Origin of the sequence: Sphingopyxis sp. GC21, from assembly GCF_025727575.1 — a bacterium.
Taxonomy (GTDB): Bacteria; Pseudomonadota; Alphaproteobacteria; order Sphingomonadales; family Sphingomonadaceae; genus Sphingopyxis; species Sphingopyxis terrae_A.
Map to the genome: position 1 here is coordinate 18,230 of NZ_CP095845.1, position 17,672 is coordinate 35,901.

The 17,672-nt window shown below is 66.7% G+C and carries 16 protein-coding genes; 4 read left to right on the forward strand and 12 right to left on the reverse strand.

Annotation, left to right across the window (positions count from 1 at the left end; all coding sequences use genetic code 11):
* Positions 1 to 43 precede the first annotated feature (43 nt).
* Positions 44 to 1,573 carry a F0F1 ATP synthase subunit alpha gene (gene atpA / locus MU856_RS00100; RefSeq protein WP_003043389.1) on the reverse strand — a complete coding sequence of 510 codons (1,530 nt, stop codon included), beginning with the start codon at positions 1,571 to 1,573 and terminating at the stop codon, positions 44 to 46.
* Between the two features lie 38 nt (positions 1,574 to 1,611).
* Positions 1,612 to 2,178, reverse strand: coding sequence for a F0F1 ATP synthase subunit delta (locus MU856_RS00105; protein WP_058811089.1), 567 nt, complete (start codon positions 2,176 to 2,178; stop codon positions 1,612 to 1,614).
* Positions 2,179 to 2,447: 269 nt separating this feature from the next.
* Here MU856_RS00105 and MU856_RS00110 point away from each other — a divergent pair, with 269 nt between their 5' ends.
* Positions 2,448 to 3,116, forward strand: a complete 669-nt coding sequence (locus tag MU856_RS00110; RefSeq protein WP_409372280.1) for a dienelactone hydrolase family protein — start codon at positions 2,448 to 2,450, stop codon at positions 3,114 to 3,116.
* Between the two features lie 27 nt (positions 3,117 to 3,143).
* On the opposite strand, the gene MU856_RS00115 is transcribed toward MU856_RS00110, so the two are convergent.
* Entirely contained in the window at positions 3,144 to 4,703 is a 1,560-nt protein-coding gene (locus MU856_RS00115) for a S1C family serine protease (RefSeq protein WP_062901139.1), read from the reverse strand.
* A 36-nt stretch (positions 4,704 to 4,739) separates the two neighbouring features.
* Complete coding sequence (locus MU856_RS00120; protein WP_263588162.1) at positions 4,740 to 5,561, reverse strand: DUF2306 domain-containing protein; 822 nt, start codon at positions 5,559 to 5,561, stop codon at positions 4,740 to 4,742.
* Positions 5,562 to 5,720: 159 nt separating this feature from the next.
* On the opposite strand from MU856_RS00120, the gene MU856_RS00125 reads away from it, so the two are divergent.
* From MU856_RS00125 to MU856_RS00135, 3 genes are read left to right on the forward strand one after another with little or no spacing between them, the layout of a single operon-like run.
* Positions 5,721 to 6,218, forward strand: a complete 498-nt coding sequence (locus tag MU856_RS00125; protein WP_082819838.1) for a DUF1203 domain-containing protein — start codon at positions 5,721 to 5,723, stop codon at positions 6,216 to 6,218.
* Complete coding sequence (locus MU856_RS00130) at positions 6,215 to 7,249, forward strand: bifunctional transcriptional activator/DNA repair enzyme AdaA (RefSeq protein WP_082819837.1); 1,035 nt, start codon at positions 6,215 to 6,217, stop codon at positions 7,247 to 7,249. Before MU856_RS00125 ends, MU856_RS00130 begins: the two co-directional genes overlap by 4 nt.
* Entirely contained in the window at positions 7,246 to 8,004 is a 759-nt protein-coding gene (locus MU856_RS00135; protein WP_263588163.1) for an isocitrate lyase/PEP mutase family protein, read from the forward strand. Before MU856_RS00130 ends, MU856_RS00135 begins: the two co-directional genes overlap by 4 nt.
* Here MU856_RS00135 and MU856_RS00140 read toward each other — a convergent pair.
* The 8 genes from MU856_RS00140 to MU856_RS00175 all read right to left on the reverse strand — a co-directional run bounded on the left by MU856_RS00140 (position 7,998) and on the right by MU856_RS00175 (position 17,525).
* Positions 7,998 to 9,578 (reverse strand): alpha/beta hydrolase, encoded by a 1,581-nt coding sequence (locus tag MU856_RS00140; RefSeq protein ID WP_263588164.1) that lies wholly within the window; start codon positions 9,576 to 9,578, stop codon positions 7,998 to 8,000. The two genes, MU856_RS00135 and MU856_RS00140, sit on opposite strands and share 7 nt — an antisense overlap.
* A gap of 46 nt (positions 9,579 to 9,624) precedes the next feature.
* Positions 9,625 to 11,793: a primosomal protein N' gene (locus tag MU856_RS00145; RefSeq protein ID WP_062901133.1), complete on the reverse strand. Its 2,169-nt coding sequence runs from the start codon at positions 11,791 to 11,793 to the stop codon at positions 9,625 to 9,627.
* Positions 11,794 to 11,891: 98 nt separating this feature from the next.
* Positions 11,892 to 12,371, reverse strand: coding sequence for an SRPBCC family protein (locus tag MU856_RS00150; protein ID WP_062764366.1), 480 nt, complete (start codon positions 12,369 to 12,371; stop codon positions 11,892 to 11,894).
* Positions 12,368 to 12,742, reverse strand: coding sequence for an ArsR/SmtB family transcription factor (locus tag MU856_RS00155; protein WP_062901132.1), 375 nt, complete (start codon positions 12,740 to 12,742; stop codon positions 12,368 to 12,370). The genes MU856_RS00150 and MU856_RS00155 overlap by 4 nt, the downstream gene beginning before the upstream one ends.
* A 106-nt stretch (positions 12,743 to 12,848) precedes the next feature.
* The gene (locus MU856_RS00160) at positions 12,849 to 13,928 is read right to left on the reverse strand and encodes a PepSY-associated TM helix domain-containing protein (protein WP_062901131.1); all 1,080 of its coding nucleotides are present in this window, start codon (positions 13,926 to 13,928) and stop codon (positions 12,849 to 12,851) included.
* On the reverse strand, positions 13,928 to 16,063 hold the full coding sequence (locus tag MU856_RS00165; RefSeq protein WP_186401247.1) for a TonB-dependent receptor: 2,136 nt from the start codon (positions 16,061 to 16,063) through the stop codon (positions 13,928 to 13,930). Before MU856_RS00165 ends, MU856_RS00160 begins: the two co-directional genes overlap by 1 nt.
* A gap of 170 nt (positions 16,064 to 16,233) precedes the next feature.
* On the reverse strand, positions 16,234 to 16,875 hold the full coding sequence (locus tag MU856_RS00170; RefSeq protein WP_062901129.1) for an energy transducer TonB: 642 nt from the start codon (positions 16,873 to 16,875) through the stop codon (positions 16,234 to 16,236).
* Positions 16,872 to 17,525 carry a glutathione S-transferase family protein gene (locus MU856_RS00175; protein WP_409574522.1) on the reverse strand — a complete coding sequence of 218 codons (654 nt, stop codon included), beginning with the start codon at positions 17,523 to 17,525 and terminating at the stop codon, positions 16,872 to 16,874. The genes MU856_RS00170 and MU856_RS00175 overlap by 4 nt, the downstream gene beginning before the upstream one ends.
* Positions 17,526 to 17,672: the final 147 nt, after the last annotated feature.

Sequence of the window (17,672 nt, forward strand, 5' to 3'; positions counted from 1 at the left end):
TTCGTCAGCCCGGCGCAGGAGGCCGGGCTCACGGTAACTTGGCTTACGCGAAAATCTTGGCGAAGGCGTCGAGCGCCGCGACCAGGCTCTTCTTGGTGTCGTCGCCAAGATCCTTGGTGTCGCGGATCGCCTTCAGCACATCGGCATGGTCGCTGCGCAGATAGGCGAGCATCGCCGCTTCGTAGCGCGACACGTCGGTCGTCGCGACAGCGTCGAGATAACCGTTGGTGCCGGCAAAGATCGATGCGGTCTGCTCTTCGAACGGCATCGGCTGGAACTGCGGCTGCTTCAAGAGCTGCGTCAGGCGCGCGCCGCGGTTGAGCAGCTTTTGCGTCGAGGCGTCGAGGTCCGAACCGAACTGCGCGAAGGCTTCCATTTCGCGATACTGTGCAAGCTCGAGCTTGATCGAGCCCGACACCTTCTTCATCGCCTTGGTCTGCGCGGCCGAGCCGACGCGGCTCACCGACAGGCCGACGTTGATCGCCGGACGGATACCCGCGTTGAACAGGTTGGTTTCAAGGAAGATCTGGCCGTCGGTGATCGAAATCACGTTGGTCGGGATGTACGCCGAAACGTCACCCGCCTGCGTTTCGATGATCGGCAGCGCGGTGAGCGAGCCCGAACCATTGTCGCTGTTCATCTTCGCAGCGCGCTCGAGCAGGCGGCTGTGCAGATAGAAAACGTCGCCCGGATAGGCTTCGCGGCCCGGCGGGCGGCGGAGCAGCAGCGACATCTGGCGGTAGGCGACGGCCTGCTTCGACAGATCGTCATAGACGATCACGGCGTGCATGCCGTTGTCGCGGAAGAACTCGCCCATCGTCACGCCGGCATAGGGGGCGAGATACTGGAGCGGCGCGGGTTCCGACGCAGTCGCGGCGACGACGATCGAATATTCCATCGCGCCATTTTCTTCGAGCTGGCGAACGATCTGCGCGACGGTCGAACGCTTCTGACCGACGGCGACGTAGATGCAGTAGAGCTTCTTCGATTCGTCGTCGCCCTTGTTGACGTCCTTCTGGTTGATGAATGTGTCGATCGCGACGGCGGTCTTGCCGGTCTGACGGTCACCGATGATCAGTTCGCGCTGGCCGCGGCCGACGGGAACGAGCGCGTCGAGCGCCTTGAGGCCGGTCTGGACCGGTTCGTGAACCGAGGTGCGCGGGATGATGCCCGGCGCCTTGACTTCGACGCGCATGCGCTTGTCGGCCTTGATCGGGCCCTTGCCATCGATCGGGTTGCCGAGGCCATCGACGACGCGGCCGAGCAGACCCTTGCCGACGGGGACGTCGACGATCGTGCCGGTGCGCTTGACGGTGTCGCCTTCCTTGATCTCGCTGTCCGAGCCGAAGATCACGATGCCGACGTTGTCGGCTTCGAGGTTGAGCGCCATGCCCTTCACGCCATTGGCGAATTCGACCATTTCGCCGGCCTGGACATTGTCGAGGCCATAGACGCGGGCGATGCCGTCACCGACGGAGAGCACCGAACCGATTTCGCTGACCGTGGCGTCGGTCCCGAAATTGGCGATCTGGTCCTTGATGACCTTGCTGATTTCAGCGGCGCGGATTTCCATTATTCAGCCTTTCATCGGGCAATTTGGCGTCGGGCTTTTCAGCCCTTCATCGCCTGGGCGAAACTGTTGAGACGGGTACGGATGCTGCCGTCGATCAGCTGGCTGCCCAGCTGGACGACGAGGCCGCCGAGAATGGCGGGGTCGACGGTGGTCGCGATCTTCACGTCGCGGCCGACACGGGTCTTGAGGTTGGCGGCGAGCGCCTTCAATTGCTCGGCGCTCAGCGGGTGGGCGCTGGTGACCTTGGCGGTCACTTCGCCGCGGTGCGCCGCGACGATCGCATGATAGGCGTCGATCATCGCGGGCAGATCGGCAAGGCGGCGATTTTCGGCGAGCACGCCCAGGAATTTGGCGGTCAGCGAATCGAGCTTCAACGCCTTGGCCACCGCCTCGATTGCCTTTTCGGCATCGCCGCGGGTAACGACGGGGCTCGAGATCAGGGTCGCCAGATCGGCCGAATCGGTCAGCGCGGTCTGCAGCGTTGCAAGGCTCGCCTGAACGCCGTCGATTGCCTTCGATTCGCTCGCCAGATCGAACAGCGCGCTGGCATAGCGGCCCGCGAGGCCCGCCGTGATGTTGCCCTGAATGCCGCCGGAATTCTCCACGCGCGAAAGTCCTTCTCTACGATCCCGTGGGGGATTTGGTCGCGCGGTTTTCGGGGAAATTCGACGAACCACCCCCGCGCGAAGTCGCGGCGCGCCTAGCAACGATTCTGTTGCAATGCAAGGTGGGGGTGGGAGGAATCCGCTTCACCTTCCGCCCCCCTTTGCGTCGCGCTTGTCGAAGCGGCCGACTTTCTCCAAACAGGCGCGAAAGTCGGATCGCGCCACGACTGGCGCGGCAAGCACGGAAGAGGGCAAGGCCGATGGGCGAAATGATCCGTATGACAATGGACGACGGCGCGGAAATCGCGGTCTATCACGCCCAGCCAGTCGGCGAACGCCGCGGCGGGCTCGTCCTGATCCAGGAAATCTTCGGGGTCACCGATCATATTCGCGAGCTGTGCGACGAATATGCGGCCGACGGCTATGAGGTGCTGTCGCCCGCGCTGTTCGACCGCGAGCATCCGGGGTTCGAAAGCGACTATTCGGGGCCGCAGTTCGAGCGCGCGGTGCAGCTGGCGCGCGAACTCCATCCGTTCGAACAGAGTCTAAAGGACGCGCAGACCTGTATCGATGCCCTGAAGGCGAAGGGGCCGGTCTTCATCACCGGCTATTGCTACGGCGGGTCGGTCGCGTGGCGAATGGCGCAGATCAGCCCCGATCTGGCCGCCGCTTCCTCCTATTACGGCAGCCTCGTCCCGACAATGTTCAAGGATGAGGCGCCGGGGTGCGCCGCCATCGCCCATTTCGGCCGCTTCGACGGCGGCATTCCGATGGACGGCGTCGAGACGCTGATCGCGCGCGATCATCCGACCGCGCGAATCTTCGTCTATGAGGCGGGCCACGGCTTCAACAGCGACCGCCGCAAGGATTATCACGAACCGAGCGCCGACCTCGCGAGGGACCGCACACTCATGCTGTTCAAGGCGTGCGGGGGATAGCAGACGCTGCCACGACCCCGCGCAGCATCAGGGCGCTGGCTTTGCTCCCGCCCCTGCCGCCGCCTTCTGGCACTGGTAGACGAGCCGCTCGTTCGGGCTGGCGGGCAGTACGGCGCGAATTGCATCCTGCTGCGTCGCGAGCCCGGCAAGCGCGTCGGGGTCGGTGGTGCAGGCCTTGAGCGTGATCCCCGCCCGCGCCTCGCGCGCCAGCTTCATGGTGTCGGCATCGAGCAGATAGCGGTCGACGCGATAATCCTTCGCCGCCGGATCGATCGACGCGACGGTCACGGTCGCCTCCTCATTGGGCACCAGGATACGCTGCCAACGGCCATCGGCGCCCATCGCATATTGGGTGCGGTCGTTGACGCAGCCGTTCGCGGCGATCGCGACCGGCACGTCGGTGGTCGACGACACGGTAATGCGGCTGCGGTCAGGGCGGATCGTGCAGAGATAATTGCCTTCGGCAAGCTTGGCCCCTTCGGGCTTCGCCGTATCGGCCGTATCGCCTTCGACCGCGTCGAGCGCCGCATGCGCATCGGGCCGCGTCGCAAAGAGCAGCGCCGCGAACAGCATCAGCGCGGCCCCGGCGCTCCCTGCGATCTTGGCGCGGCGCATATTCTTCTGATTGTAGAAGATCAGCGCCGCCCCGGCGCCGAGCGCGCCGATCACGAACAGCACCCCGGCGAGCGCCATGCGGTTCTCACGCGCGGTCATCGCCGCTTCCTCGGCGCGCGCGGCCTTGAGGTCATGGTCGAGCTTCGCCGCTTCGTCGCGCGCGGCATTGGCCTGCGCCAGCGCGCGGGCATCGGCTTCCAGCGCGGCGCGGTCGCGGGCGTCGGCCTCGGCCATCGTCAGGCACGGCGTTCCGACGCTCGCGAAACTCTGTCCGGCGTCGCCAAGGAAGCGCGTCACCTCGCGGCCCGCGATCGCGAAGGCGAAGGGCGAATCGCCGTCGTCGGCGCGGGTGATGAAGGTGTTGATGCCGACGATGCGCCCGCAACTGTCGACGAGCGGTCCGCCCGAATTGCCGCGCGCGATCTTCGCCGTGTGGACATAGGTGGCGATGCCCTCGATCGCTTGGGTGTTCGACAGATTGCCCTCGCTTCGCACCGGGCTGCGCGGGGTGATATAATCGGTCGCGCTCTGCGCGGTCGCAAGGTCGACATTGCCCGGATAGCCGAGCGCGACGACCTCTGCCCCCGCCTCGAACGGCCCCGAATAGATGACCGCGGCGGGCACGTGCCCCTCGGTCATTTCGATGAGCGCCAGGTCGCGCTTGGTATCGATCGCGATCAGCTTGCCGGCATAGCTTTTCTTCCCTTCGGAGGGGACGACGCCGAGCGCGACATTGTTCGGATATTTGGCCGCCGATTCGACGACATGGGCGTTGGTGAGGATGCGGGTCGGCGAAATGGCGATGCCGCTGCCATGCCCGAAGCCGACGACTTCGCCATCGACCATCGCTACGGTGACGACGCGGACGACGCTGCGCGAAACCGCGCTGATATCGTCGGCAGCGCGGGCCGGAACCGCGAAGGCGACGAGGGCAAGCAGGGGGGCGAAGAAGAATGCGAGAAGACGGGTCATGGCCGCGAACCTAGTCGCTGCGCGCGCGAAGGCAAGTTAGAGGTAGGGGCGCCACATGATCAGCCATGCCCCGGCGCTGCCGACCAGAATGGCGATCGCGCTCGTCGCCAGCACTACGGTCACGGCGGATCGCACCGCGGGCCTGCCCCGCGCGCCGGTGCGCAAATAGAGTTCGGTCACGCCGAGCGGCAGCAGCGAGTTGGCGAAAGCCAGGAAGATGTCGAACGGGCCGTCCATCGCCGTGCCGATCCCCGCGCCGCCGGCCGCGATGCCCCAGGTCATATAGCCGACGCGCATGAACCAGACTGCGCTCGCCACCGCGAACAGGCGTAGCGTCCAGCGCCGGTGCGCCGCAAACCGGCGCGCCCGGGCATCCCGCCATGCAAGCGCGCCGAAGAGAAGAATGAGCAGCGCATCGAGGCTGATTCCCACCGCGCCCGCCCAGTGCAGCCAAGTGCCGCGCACCCAGGTCAGCCAGGGCCCGCCGAGCGCGAGCACCAGCGCGCTGAGCAGATAGAGCCGGCCGTTCCAGCGGTGGATGGCGGGCCAGCGTCCCCGGATCGCGGGCACCAACTGCACCAGTCCGCCGAAGGTGATGACCGCCGCCATCAGCACATGTGCCGCAAAGAAGAGATTGCCGCCCACATCGCCGGGCACGAAGCCCTTGATCAGCGGTTTGGCATTCCACGCGGCGAAGTCACCCGACAAGGAGGACGGGTAGTAGAAAAGCAGGATGAAGGCGGTGAAGAGCAACTGGCCCGCCGCGATCGACAGGAAGCAGAGGGTAGCGGAAAGCCGGAGCCAGTCGCGCGGCGCCGCCCGCTTTCCGCCGGTCTGCGATACGTCGATGGTCGTCATTCGATAGTCTCCGATGTCATCCGTCGATGCCGGGCATCGAAACTGTTGGTTTGGTGGAAAAAATCAGAGGCGAGCGCATCGTCCGGCTTTGAGCGCAAGCATCGGGACGCATCGCCGCGCCTGGCATGACAAATCGGCGAGCAGACAAAGGAGCCGCATATGACTGATCGAATGCGCTATCGAATTCAGGGGCTGGACCCCGCGCCCTTCGCCCCGCTTTTCGCGCTCGACGATGAGGCGCTGAGCGCGCGGAACGCCCGCCGCGTCATTGCCACCGCCGACCGCGGCTTTCCCTGCCGGGTCAGCCTGGAGGACGCAAGGGCGGGCGAGGAACTAGTACTGCTGCATCACCTCAGCCACGACGTCGCCACGCCCTATCGCAGCGCCTATGCCATTTATGTCCGGCGCGGCGCGGCGCGCACGATGTGGCGCGACCGGACGCCGCCGGTGTTCGAGGGGCGCCCGCTCGCGATGCGTGCCTTTGGTGCCGACGGCATGCTGCGAACCGCGCGGGTCGCAGGGCCGGGCGAAGCCGATGCCGCAATCCGCGACCTGTTCGCGGACGCCGGCATCGCCTATATCGACGCCCATAATGCCGCGTACGGATGCTTTGCCGCGCGGATCGAGCGGGATGCGAGCGAGGGAGCCGAGCCATGAGCGCCGACAGCATGACCGATGCCGATCGCTGGGCGGCGGTGCAGCGCCGCGACCGTGCGCTCGACGGACGCTTCGTCACCGGTGTGCTGACGACGGGCATCTATTGCAGGCCGAGCTGCGCGGCGCGGCATCCGGCGCGCGCGAATGTCCGCTTCTTCGCCGACGGAGCCGCAGCACGCGCCGCCGGACTGCGCCCGTGCAAGCGTTGCCTGCCAGACGATGTCGCGCGCGACGAAGGCGCCGTGATCGCCGCCATCGCCGCGATCAAGGACAGCGAGGAGCCGCTCGCGCTCGCCGATCTTGCGGCGCGTACCGGCTATTCGGCGACCCATTTTCAGCGCGTCTTCACCCGTCACACCGGCCTTTCGCCAGCTGCCTATGCAAGGGCGCTGCGCGAGGAGCGCGCCCGGGCGGCGTTGAGCGAGGCGGGGCGCGTGACCGACGCCATCTATGACGCGGGCTTTTCGGGGCCGTCGCGCTTTTACGACACGATGGAGGGACGCATGGGAATGACCGCTTCGGCATGGGTGAATGGCGGCAAGGGCGCGACGATTCACTGGGCGGTGGTATCGACGAGCCTTGGCGACATGCTCGTCGCGGCGACCGCAAAGGGCGTGTGCCGCCTCAGCTTTGCGGAAGGGCGCGATGCGCTTGAGGCGCGCTTCCCGGCCGCCGAACTGGTCGAGGGCGGCGCCGATTTCACCGCGCTGCTGCAGCAGGTGGTCGATGCGGTAGAGGCGCCGGCGGCCGGTTTTGACCATATTCCGCTCGATGTGAAGGGCACCGCCTTTCAGGAAGCGGTCTGGCGCGAACTGCGCAAGATACCGGCGGGCGAGACGCGCAGCTACGCCGACATCGCGGCCGCGGTCGGCAAGCCCAAGGCGGTGCGCGCCGCGGGCAGCGCCAATGGTGCGAACAACGTCGCGGTCCTCATCCCGTGCCACCGCGTCGTGCGCAGCGACGGCTCGCTCGGCGGCTATGCCTATGGCCTGCCGATCAAGCGCGAACTTCTGAAAAGGGAAATTAAATGACCGACAAAATCGCGACCTTCCGTGCGCTTCACATTCCCGGTGACCCGCTGATTCTGGTCAATATCTGGGATGCCGGCAGCGCGAAGGCGGTCGCCGCCGCGGGGGTCAAGGCGATCGCGACCGGAAGCTATGGCGTCGCCGGCGCGCAGGGCCGCGCCGATGGCGAGGATTTTCCGCTCGCCGATGTGTTCGAGAATCTCGCGCGCATCCTGTCGGTCACCGACTTGCCGGTCACGATCGACATGGAATCGGGCTATGGCGCCGATCCCGCCAGCGTTGGCGCCTCGGTCGAGCGGGCAAGGGCGGCGGGAGCGGCGGGGATCAATATGGAGGACCGGATGCCCGGCCGGAACGATCTGTTGCCGATCGCGGAGGCGCAGGCGCGCTACCGTGCCGCGGCCGATACCGGAATTTTCGTCAACGCCCGCTGCGATGTCTTTCGCGGCGCCGATGCGGCGAAGGAGGGCGACCGGCTCGTCGCCGCCGTGCTCGAGCGCGCCCGCGCCTATGCCGATGCCGGCGCAGGCTCGCTGTTCGTCCCCTTCCTCGGCGATGCGCGCTGCATTGGCGCGATTTGCGCGGCGTCGCCGCTACCGGTCAATATCCTGCGCGCCAAGGCGGGGCCGACCCATGCCGAACTGGCGGCGCTCGGCGTCGCGCGGATCAGTCATGGGCATCAGCCGTGGGCGGCGGCGATGGCGTGGCTGACCGGTCAGGCGCAGCAGGTGCTGGGCGGCGGCGAACCCGATTATTGAGTGGCCGTTGCGGGCCGCGCCACGGCGTACATTTCCTTTGCCATCGTCTTGGTGAGCGCCCAGCGATCGTCGCCTTCCTTGTAGAGATCGAAGTGGGTGCGGCCGGGAACGAAGCGGAAGCTCGCCTTTGCGCCGAGGCCGTCGAGGACGGCCTTCAGCCGCTCGGCTGACTGGTTGAGATAAAAAGTGTCCGCGGTGCCGACGGTAAGATGGATCTTGCCGTCGAGATCGGGTTTGAGCCGTGCCCAGTCACGCGCGATGATATGCGCTATGTCATAATGATCGCGCCAATAGGTGACGACGGCGGGATAGATCTTGCCGGTCACGCGATTGAACATCGGGCAGGGACGTCCATCGGGGCATTTGGGCGAAAAGACCCAGTCGAAGCTTGCAAGCTGGCCGCCATAGGGACCGAGTACCGCCTCGAGTTGGGCGAACTGGCGAAAGGTCGCGACGACCTTGCCGTCCTCGCGAACGAGCGGCCGGTCGTTTCCGTCGCTGCCTGCATAGGCGTTGGCGGCAGGCGCATAGAGGTCGATATTCGTGAAATCGTGAAAATCGCTCGGGTCGGGCGCGGTCGGCCAGCTTCCGCCGAACAGCTTCGGATAGGCGACCTGCAACCACAACGTCGACCAGCCGCCCGAACTGTGCCCGGTCAGGAAGCGGCCCGACGGACGGGCGTCCATGCGATATTTCATTTCCAGCGCGGGGATCGCCTCGGTCGTCAGTGCCGTTCCCCACGGGCCGTTGTTGGCCGAATCGGCAAATTCGTGCGTTCCGGTCGCGATATGATGGTCGAGGAAGACCCAGATCATCGGAGGAAGGTCGCCCTTCGCCATCATCGCCGCTGTGCGCGCAGCGCTTGCGTGCGCGCTGTCGCTCGTGCTGCCGAAGCCGCCGTCCGAATAGACGGTGGGGTAGGTGTCGCCGCCCTTGGCATAGCCCGGCGGCAAGGCGACCCATCCCTCGATCGCTGTGTCGCGACCCCAGAAGCGCGACAGGGCGGCGCTGTGGACGGACAGCGGCTCGACCGACGTCAGCCCGGGTTCGATACCCGCCCGCGCCTCGGGCGATAGCGCGGCAAGCCAGGCTGCAAAATCCTGGCCCGCGATCTCGCGATCGAGGGACAAGGTCGGCACCGGCCCTGGCAGACGGGCTTCGACGACGGGCGAAACCAGATCGCCGGCGCCGCGCCCGCCATAATTATAATCATGGTTGCGGTCGAACACCGCCTGGATGCGATACGCGCCCGGCGCCAGTGTCGACCAGGCGGCCGGAAAGGCATCGACGTCGGTGCCGACGATTGCGGTCCGGCCCGGCTTGAGGCTGCTCACTTCGATCGCCGCGATCGCGGTGCCGGTCGGCTCGAACGGCGACGTGTCGACCGCGTCCTGGGGCTTTGCGCCGGGTTCGACCTTTTGAGCGAAGACGATCAGGCGCCCGCTGCCCTCATCGCCGAGATCCTTTGGCGTGACGACCGGAACCGCGATTGGCTCGGCAAGAAGCGGCGTGGCGCTGACGGCAACGAGGCCGGTGGCGAGGGCGAGCGCAAGGCGCAGGGTCAAGCGGGACATGACAAAGGTCTAGCCCCAATGTCGGCCCTGTAAATGCCGATTCGCCTTAAACGAAACTATAGGGATCGACGTCGATCGCGAGGCGCACCTTTGCCGGCCAATCTATCCGACCGATCCAGTCGCGGATCGCGCCCTGCAGGTCGAAACTGCGCGGCGCGTGGAGGAGGAGGCGGAAGCGGTGGCGGCCGCGCAGCATCGCAAGCGGCGCGGGCGCGGGGCCATAGATAGCGAGACCATCGGCGACAGGCGCCTTTTCGCCCAGCCGCTGCGCGACGCCGCGCGCGACTTCGATATCCTCGGACGAAATGACGAGCGCGGCGAAGCGGCCATAGGGCGGCGCCCCGGCGAACTTTCTCGCCGCCGTTTCGGCGGCATAAAAGCCTTCGCGGTCGTTGGCGACCAGCGCCGCCATCACCGGCGCGTCGGGCACGCGTGTCTGGATCAGCACCTCGCCGGGCTTCACCCCGCGCCCCGCGCGTCCCGCAACCTGTGCGATCTGCTGGAAGGTCCGCTCCGCGGCGCGCAGATCGCCGCCGTCGAGGCCGAGATCGGCGTCGACCACCCCGACGAGCGTAAGATTGGGGAAATGATAGCCCTTGGTCACGAGCTGGGTGCCGATGATGATGTCGACGAGTCCGCCCTCGACCGCCTCGACAAACTCGGCCGCCTTCGCGGGCGACCATAAGGTGTCGCTGGTGACAATCGCGGTGCGCGCCTCGGGAAAACGTAAGCTCACCTCGTCGGCGACGCGCTCGACGCCGGGGCCGCAGGCGACGAGGCTGTCCTCGTCCTCGCATTCGGGGCATAGGCGCGGCGGCGGCATCACATGGCCGCAATGGTGGCAGGCGAGGCGATGGACTAGCCGGTGCTCGACCATCCACGCGGTGCAGTTAGGGCATTGGATGCGGTGGCCGCAGGTACGGCACAGCGTCAGCGGCGCGAAGCCGCGGCGGTTGAGGAAAAGCAGGCTCTGCTCGCCCTTTTGCAACCGGTCGGCGAGTGCCTCAACGAGCGGCGGGGCGAGCCAGCGGCCGCGATCTGGCGGATCCTGCCGCATGTCGATTGCTGCCAGGTCGGGTAGTGTCGCGCCGCCATATCGGGCGGGCAGCACGATATGGCGGTAACGCCCTGCCTCGACCTGCGCGAGGCTTTCGAGCGCCGGAGTCGCGCTCGCAAGGATCACCGGCAGCCCCTCGAAATGGCCGCGCATCACCGCGACGTCGCGCGCGTGATAATGGACGCCATCCTCCTGCTTGAAGCTGGTTTCATGCGCCTCGTCGACGACGATCACGCCCAGATCGGCATAGGGCAGGAACAGCGCCGAGCGCGCGCCGACGACGATCTTCGCCTCGCCGCTTGCGATCGCGTGCCAGGCGCGCCGCCGCTCGACCGACCGCAGCCCGCTGTGCCATGCCACCGGCTCGCAGCCGAAGCGCGCCGCGAAGCGCGTCAGCATCGGTTCGGTAAGCGCGATTTCTGGGAGCAGGACCAGCGCCTGCCTGCCCGCTTCGATGGCGGCGGCAATCGCCTCCATATACACTTCGGTCTTGCCCGATCCCGTGACGCCGTCGAGCAGCAGCGTCTCGAACCCGCGGGCGGCGACGGCGTCGCGCAATTGCCCGGCGGCGGCCGCTTGCTCGTCCGAGAGGTCGGGCGGCGCGAAGCCGGGGTTGGGCTCCGGGTAGGGCTGATCGGCCGACACGCTCACGGCCTCGAGCGCGCCCGTCTGGACGAGGCCGCGGATCACCGCCTCGCTGACTTCGCCCAGCGCCGCGAGTTCGCGCACAATGCCTTGGCGCGCGCCGATCTTTTCGAGCGCCACGGTGCGCTGCGGCGTCATCCGTGCCGGCAGCTCTCCCGTGGCGCGATATTCGACGATGGGGCGCCGCGCGTCGGCAAAGGCGGCGCCGGGCAGAACCATGCGCAGCACCGATCCCGGGGGTGCGAGATAATAGTCGCTCGTCCATTCGACGAGGCGGCGCAGCGGGGCGCGGATCGGCGGCACCGGCACGACCTCGAACAGATTGCGCAGGCGGTTGTCGCCGACGGGTTCGGGGGCGCCGAAGCTTTCATCCTCCCACACCACGCCGCCCAGCCGCCGCGGGCCGAGCGGCGCGACGACGACGCTGCCGAGCGGCGCGTCGCTGCCGTGCGGGACGCGATAGTCGAGCGGGCCGAGGGCGGCGGTCAGAAGGAGGACGCGGGCGCGGGTCATGGAAGCGATGACGATATAGGAGCGCGGCGAAAATAGGAAAGCGCGCTATGCCTCGCCGAGCCGATACCCGATGTCCGCTGCCGACGTGCGCCGGCGGATCACATCGCCTTGATATAGTCGACCATCTGGCCGACCACGGTTCCCCAGCCGTCGTGGAAGCCCATTTCCTCATGCTTCTGGCGCGCGGCGCTGTCGCCGTGGACCGCGACGGCGCGATAGAGGGTGCTGTCGCCCTGCGGGGTCAGGAACAGGCCGGCGGTGAAGAAGGGCGCCGGCGCCGGCCGGAAGCCGGGGAGCAGCGTGTCGGTGAAGATCAGCCGTTCGCCCGGCACGACTTCCAGATAACAGCCGCTGTTGGGAAACTCCTCACCCTCGGGCGAGCGCATCGTCGTGCTGAAGACGCCGCCGGGGCGCAGGTCCATCTCGCAAGCGGTGACCGTCCAGGGCTTGGGCACGAACCAGTGCACCAGATGCTCGGGCGTGGTCCAGACCTTCCATACAAGGTCGGCGGGCACGTCGATCACGCGTTCGAGGACAAGGTCGAGGTCGGGGTCGACCGGGCTGAGCGGAAAGGTCATTCGAAGGTCTCCTTCTTGTTCTTGAGCGAGAGCAGATAGGCATCCATGCGGTCGAGCCGGCCTTCCCACAGGCGGCGCTGGGTCGCGAGCCAGTCCTCGGCCAGCCGCAGCCGGTCGGGGGCAAGGCTGTAGGTGCGGACCCGGCCAAGCTTGCGCGAATGGACGAGGCCGCAGCCTTCGAGCACCTTGAGGTGCGCGAGAAAGGAGGGGAGCGCCATGGGGTGGTGCGCCGCAAGTTCACTGACCGAGGCCGGTCGTTCGCCCAGCCGTTCGAGGACCTGCCGCCGTGTCGGGTCGGCGAGGGCGCGGAAGATGCCGTCGATCATCGCCGGTTCGGGCGCAATCGGGGCGTCGGGCCGGATGGTCGACATGGCGCATTCCTTTCGCCCGCCCTCCTAGCTCGGTCCAATACTTAGGTCAATGACTAACTATTGAGACAGGCACCGCGCGGTGCGATTTCGCTGGCGGATCGGGAGATCAGGCGGTGACGGTGCGGCGCGGACGGGAGCGGACGGGCTTCGGTCGCCGGAACCAGAAGGTCCACACTGCAAAGCTGCCGAGCATCGCCATCGTCAGCCCCGACAGGGTCATGACGATGCGATAGCCGAGTCCGCCGACCTTGGCGGCGTGCAGCGGATAGGCCTTGTTGAACGCCTGTGCGGCGGGCGCCATGGCGAGCGCGTCGCGCGCGCCGAGCAACTCGCCCGTCTGCGCATCGAACCAAAGCGTCGACCGGCCGTTGGGAAGCCATTCGGCCTGCTGGCGCATCCGCAGCATGATCGGGTCGCCCGCCTTGCGCGGCAGGCTGAGGATGCGGAACTCGCCGTCCGGAAAGCGGCGGCGCGCCTCGGCGAGCATCGCCGCATAGTCGGGCTTCGCAGCCAGCGGGCCGCCCTTATATTGGGGCGGCGCCATCGACTTCTCTGCCGCGGCAATCGAACCGAAGGGCGCGACGACAGCCATCGCGAAGGGGCGAAAGATCATCATCGTCCCGGTGACGACCGAAAGCAGCAACAGCGGTGCCATCACGATCCCCAGGTCGCGGTGATGCGTGACGATCGCCGGCCGGCTCATCCGCTTGGGCCACAGGCGCAGGCGGAAGGTCCGGCGCGTCCGCCACCACAGGATGACGCCCGACACAATGAAGAACAGCCCGCACAGGCCGGCGATGCCGATCACCCACTCGCCGCTGTCACCGGCGAAGAGATGATGATGAAAATCGAAGATCCACAGCTCGGGCCGCTCCCACTGGCTCGCCCAGCGGGTGACGATCTGTCCGGTCTGGTCGGCATAGGCGCCGGCGCCTTCGTCGAAGCGGGTCTGGTGGAGACCGAAGCCGTCGCGGGCATAGATGATGCCCTGCGCGCCCGGCTGCGCCATGATCGCCTCGGTCGCCCGCGTCACGCTGCCAAGGTCGCTGCGCAGCGGATCGCCGCTATGCGGCAGCCCGATCCACGCATCCTTGTGCACGAGGATCGCGCCGGTGAGGCCGAGCAGGCCAAGCACCAGTCCGATCAGCCCGCCGGTCCAGCGGTGCAGCGTGTCGAGCAACTGCATCAGAAGCGATAATCCCAGCCCAGCGTGAAGGTGCGTCCGCGCCCGGCGAAGTTGAAGAAATTGTCGGTCGGGCGCTGGGTGTCGCTCGCATAGGCGATATATTGCCGGTCGAACAGATTCTGCACCGCCAGGCTGATGCCGCCGATCCGCGTCTGGTAGCGCAGGAAGGCGTCGGTCAGATTATAGCCCTCGAAATCGTTGCGCGGGTCGCGCGTCGGGCCAGTGAAACTGCGCGCCAGATAGAATTGCGTCTGGACGCGCGCCGACAGCGGCCCCTTGCCGTAGCTGGCGGCGAGGTTCAGCCGGTCGGGCGAGATATTCGCACCGTCAAGGTCGGTTTCGACCACATCGTCGCCGTCGGCATCATATTTGCCGTCGAGATGGGCATAGCCGGCCGAGACGGTCAGACCGTCGATCGGCAATTTGACCGCCAGATTGATTTCCAGTCCCTCGATCGCGACGCGCTGGCGCAGCACGTCGAAAATGCCGTCGGGCCGGGCGACGAGCAATTGCCCCTCCTTGCTCGACGACCAGAAATAGGTCGCGCTCGCATCGAGCGGGCCGCGCTTCACCTCGACACCGATCTCGCGGTTGTTCGAAACGATCGGACGGATGTTGAGGAAATTGTCGATCTCGACCCCCGGCGTGCTCACCGCGCGGGTGATGCGGCCGACGTCGGGGGCGGTATAGCCCTCGGCATAGCTCGCATAGGCGCGGATGCCGGGGATCGGCTCGACGATAACCCCGCCGTTCAGCAGCACGTCGTCGAAACTCGGGCTGCCACCCTTGACGAAGGTGCGGCCGGCGCTCGCGAGCGTGGTATAATCGTCGATGCTGATCTTCACATTCTCGTAGCGCGCGCCGCCGGCGACGCGGACGAGCCCGTCGAACAATTTGAGATTGGCCTGTCCGAACGGCGCGAAGCTGCGGAAATCGGTCGGCGGCACCCAGACGCGGTCGGTGGCGATCAGCCGCTGCTCGGTCGAATCCCACAGCGCGTCGAAACCGGCGATCAGCGTCAGTGCCTCGAAACCGGGCACCGCACGCTCATAGCTCAGCTTGGCGCCATATTTGCGGCTGCGGTTCTGCGATTGATCGAACAGCGTTCCGACCGGCGCGATCTGGACGTCCTGGAAGGTCGCGATCGGATTGGGTTCGCCGCCGAAGGTGTCGCGGGTACGGTTCCAGAAAATCTGGCCGACGAAATTCCCGCCGCCAAGGTTGCTGTCGGTCAACGACAGCGCCAGGCTTTCGGTGCGGCTCGCGGCGGGATCGCCGGGCGGGGTGCCGCGCGCTGCGCTGGTCGGCAGGCCGGTCGCACGATTGCCTGCCACCGCGACATAATCGCCGTCGCCCTTCAACTCGTAACGGCTGGCGATCAGGTCGAGCCGCATCGTGTCCGTGACCTCGTAGCCAAAGCGTCCGAACAGCGAGAGCGTCTTGGAATCCTGCGTCTCGCCCTGCGTCAGATTGATCCCGACCGGGCGGCCCTCGCCGTCACGAAAGATCCCGCGCACCTCATAGGCGGCGCCGACCGACGCGTCGAAGCGACCGGCCCGATACTGGATCAGCCCCGCCGCCTTGCCGCCCATGCCGGCTTCGGAAAATTCGTCGTCGGCGGTGCCCTGCAGCAGCAGCCGGCCGCTGACGCCTTCGGTCTTCGGCGCGCCGACCGTCACCTGATTGACGATGCCGCCGGTGCCGCCGATCCCCTGCAGCGCGTTCGAACCATAAATGACCTCGACGCGGTCGATGAAGAAGCCGTCGATGGTGAAGCCGTCGCGGCTGCCGTCGCGCAGCGGGGTCGATTGGGGAATGCCGTTGATGGCATAGAGCGGCGAGCGCCCGCGCAGCGTCTCGCCCGCGCCCGACAATTTCTGCCGCGTCGGCGAAAAGCTGGGGGTCAGCGTTGCGACCGCGTCGGTGACCGATCCCGAAATCAGCACCTGCTGATCGAGCGCGTCCTTGCCGATGACATCGACCGTCAGCGGCAGGGCGTTGGGCGGTAGGATCGTGCGCGCCGCGGTGACGACGATATGTTCCTCGGCGTTCGTGTCAGGCGCCGCGGACTGCGCGAGCGCGGGGGAGGAAAGTGCGGTGCAGGCAAGCGCCGCAGTGACAATTTTGCGAATCATTCTCAACTCCTGTTGAGGAGGCCGCTAGTGCGACTGATTCGCAAATGCAAGGGATTTCAAGGCGAAGTTTGGCCGAACGCAATTCCTTTGCCGCTTCGCTTTCCTGGATAGCGCATGGGATGACGAGAGCGGCACACGCTGCGTCTCGCTGGCCGCCCCCCCCCCCCCCGCTATTCGATGGCCCAACTCAGCCGCGAGCGGAACTGCGCGGGGCGCGGCTTTCCCTGCGCGTCGAGGGCGGGCAGGAACAGCCCGCTTCGCATCAGGACCTCGCAGGTCTTGCGATCAAGGATGTCGCTGCCGGCCGATTTTGTGATGTGGCAAGCGGTCGGGCGGCCCGAAGGTGCAACATCCAGTATGAACTCGCTGGCACCTTGCGCCCGTGTACCGGGATAATCGGCAGGCAGGACCCAGCGCTCGGGGCTTATTGGCGTCAGGCCATCGTCGTCGGTGGCGTCGGGCTCGGCGCCTGCCTTGTCGGGCTTGGTCCAGGCGATGCGTAGGCGCGGCAATGCTTGCCGTTTACCGTTGCGATCGACCCCCGCCGCTGCCCAGCCGAGCTTTTTGAGCGCGAGCGCGCAGGACGCATCGGCGATCGCCGGCCCGCCTCGCACGCTGCCAGCCTTGCACGTCGGCGCGTTGCTCGCTTCGTCATGGCGCAGCGTTACGATCGCTTCGCCCGCCGCTTCGTCCGCGAGGCCGACGAGCAACCGGTCGGCGTCGGTGGCACGAGCCACCGGCATCGACGGTTGCGCGGCCGCCGGGGATGCGAGCGCCAGCGCGCCCGCGATCGCCGCGCCGGTCCGGATCAACCCGCCAGCACCTTCGCCATCATCCGCTCTTCCTTGGCGATCCAGGGCGCCATGCTCGGGCGCGACAGGATCGCCTCGCTCCACGCGGCGATTTTGGGATAGGTTGCGGCATCGATCGTTACGCCGCAGTGACGGACGTTGACCAGCGGTGACACCGCCGCCAGATCGGCGAGGGTCAGCCGGTCGCCGACCAGATAACCTGACGCCGGGATCGCGCTTTCCAGATAGGCGAGCAATTTTGGCAGTTCGTCGGCTTCGGCTTCGGCGGCGGCGGCGAGGTCGCCTTCGCGGCCCAGGAATTTGGGGGCGACGATGCGATTGAAGAACATCTTGCCGCCGCAGGCCGCGAACACGGTGTCGCCGAACTCGTCCCACCACACGGTGCGGCCGCGCGCTTCGGGGTCGGCGGGGATCAGCGCCGGTTCGGGATATTTCGCTTCGAGATAGTGGATGATCGCGCTCGAATCGGCGAGCAGGAAGCCGTCGTCGTCGATCGCCGGCATCTTGCCGAGCGGCGAAGCGGCACGAAAGCCGGGATCAGGATCGCCGATGCCGACGCCCTTGAGCTCGAAATCGAGGCCCTTTTCGCCCAGAAACCCCAGCAATTTTCGTACGAACGGCGATACGATCGACCCATAGACTATCATCATGACATCCTCCTGATTCCAGCCCGAGCATAGGCGGTCGGTTGCTCACTGCAACCTGTTCGATGATTGCAGCGATGCGCAAGAAATGCTGCTTGCTATCGGTCGCTTGGCATGCTCCTATTTGTGACAGAGGGGGGCGCTGCTACGGCA

Excerpts from the sequence above, each read along its gene's own strand:
- MU856_RS00160 (WP_062901131.1), bottom strand. The coding sequence starts at position 13,928 with ATGCAGTTGCTCGACACGCTGCACCGCTGGACCGGCGGGCTGATCGGA.
- MU856_RS00150 (WP_062764366.1), bottom strand. The coding sequence starts at position 12,371 with ATGACCTTTCCGCTCAGCCCGGTCGACCCCGACCTCGACCTTGTCCTC.
- MU856_RS00165 (WP_186401247.1), bottom strand. The coding sequence starts at position 16,063 with ATGATTCGCAAAATTGTCACTGCGGCGCTTGCCTGCACCGCACTTTCC.
- MU856_RS00140 (WP_263588164.1), bottom strand. The coding sequence starts at position 9,578 with ATGTCCCGCTTGACCCTGCGCCTTGCGCTCGCCCTCGCCACCGGCCTC.
- MU856_RS00135 (WP_263588163.1), top strand. The coding sequence starts at position 7,246 with ATGACCGACAAAATCGCGACCTTCCGTGCGCTTCACATTCCCGGTGAC.
- MU856_RS00130 (WP_082819837.1), top strand. The coding sequence starts at position 6,215 with ATGAGCGCCGACAGCATGACCGATGCCGATCGCTGGGCGGCGGTGCAG.
- MU856_RS00125 (WP_082819838.1), top strand. The coding sequence starts at position 5,721 with ATGACTGATCGAATGCGCTATCGAATTCAGGGGCTGGACCCCGCGCCC.
- MU856_RS00145 (WP_062901133.1), bottom strand. The coding sequence starts at position 11,793 with ATGACCCGCGCCCGCGTCCTCCTTCTGACCGCCGCCCTCGGCCCGCTC.
- MU856_RS00155 (WP_062901132.1), bottom strand. The coding sequence starts at position 12,742 with ATGTCGACCATCCGGCCCGACGCCCCGATTGCGCCCGAACCGGCGATG.
- MU856_RS00175 (WP_409574522.1), bottom strand. The coding sequence starts at position 17,525 with ATGATGATAGTCTATGGGTCGATCGTATCGCCGTTCGTACGAAAATTG.
- MU856_RS00110 (WP_409372280.1), top strand. The coding sequence starts at position 2,448 with ATGATCCGTATGACAATGGACGACGGCGCGGAAATCGCGGTCTATCAC.
- MU856_RS00120 (WP_263588162.1), bottom strand. The coding sequence starts at position 5,561 with ATGACGACCATCGACGTATCGCAGACCGGCGGAAAGCGGGCGGCGCCG.
- atpA (WP_003043389.1), bottom strand. The coding sequence starts at position 1,573 with ATGGAAATCCGCGCCGCTGAAATCAGCAAGGTCATCAAGGACCAGATC.
- MU856_RS00115 (WP_062901139.1), bottom strand. The coding sequence starts at position 4,703 with ATGACCCGTCTTCTCGCATTCTTCTTCGCCCCCCTGCTTGCCCTCGTC.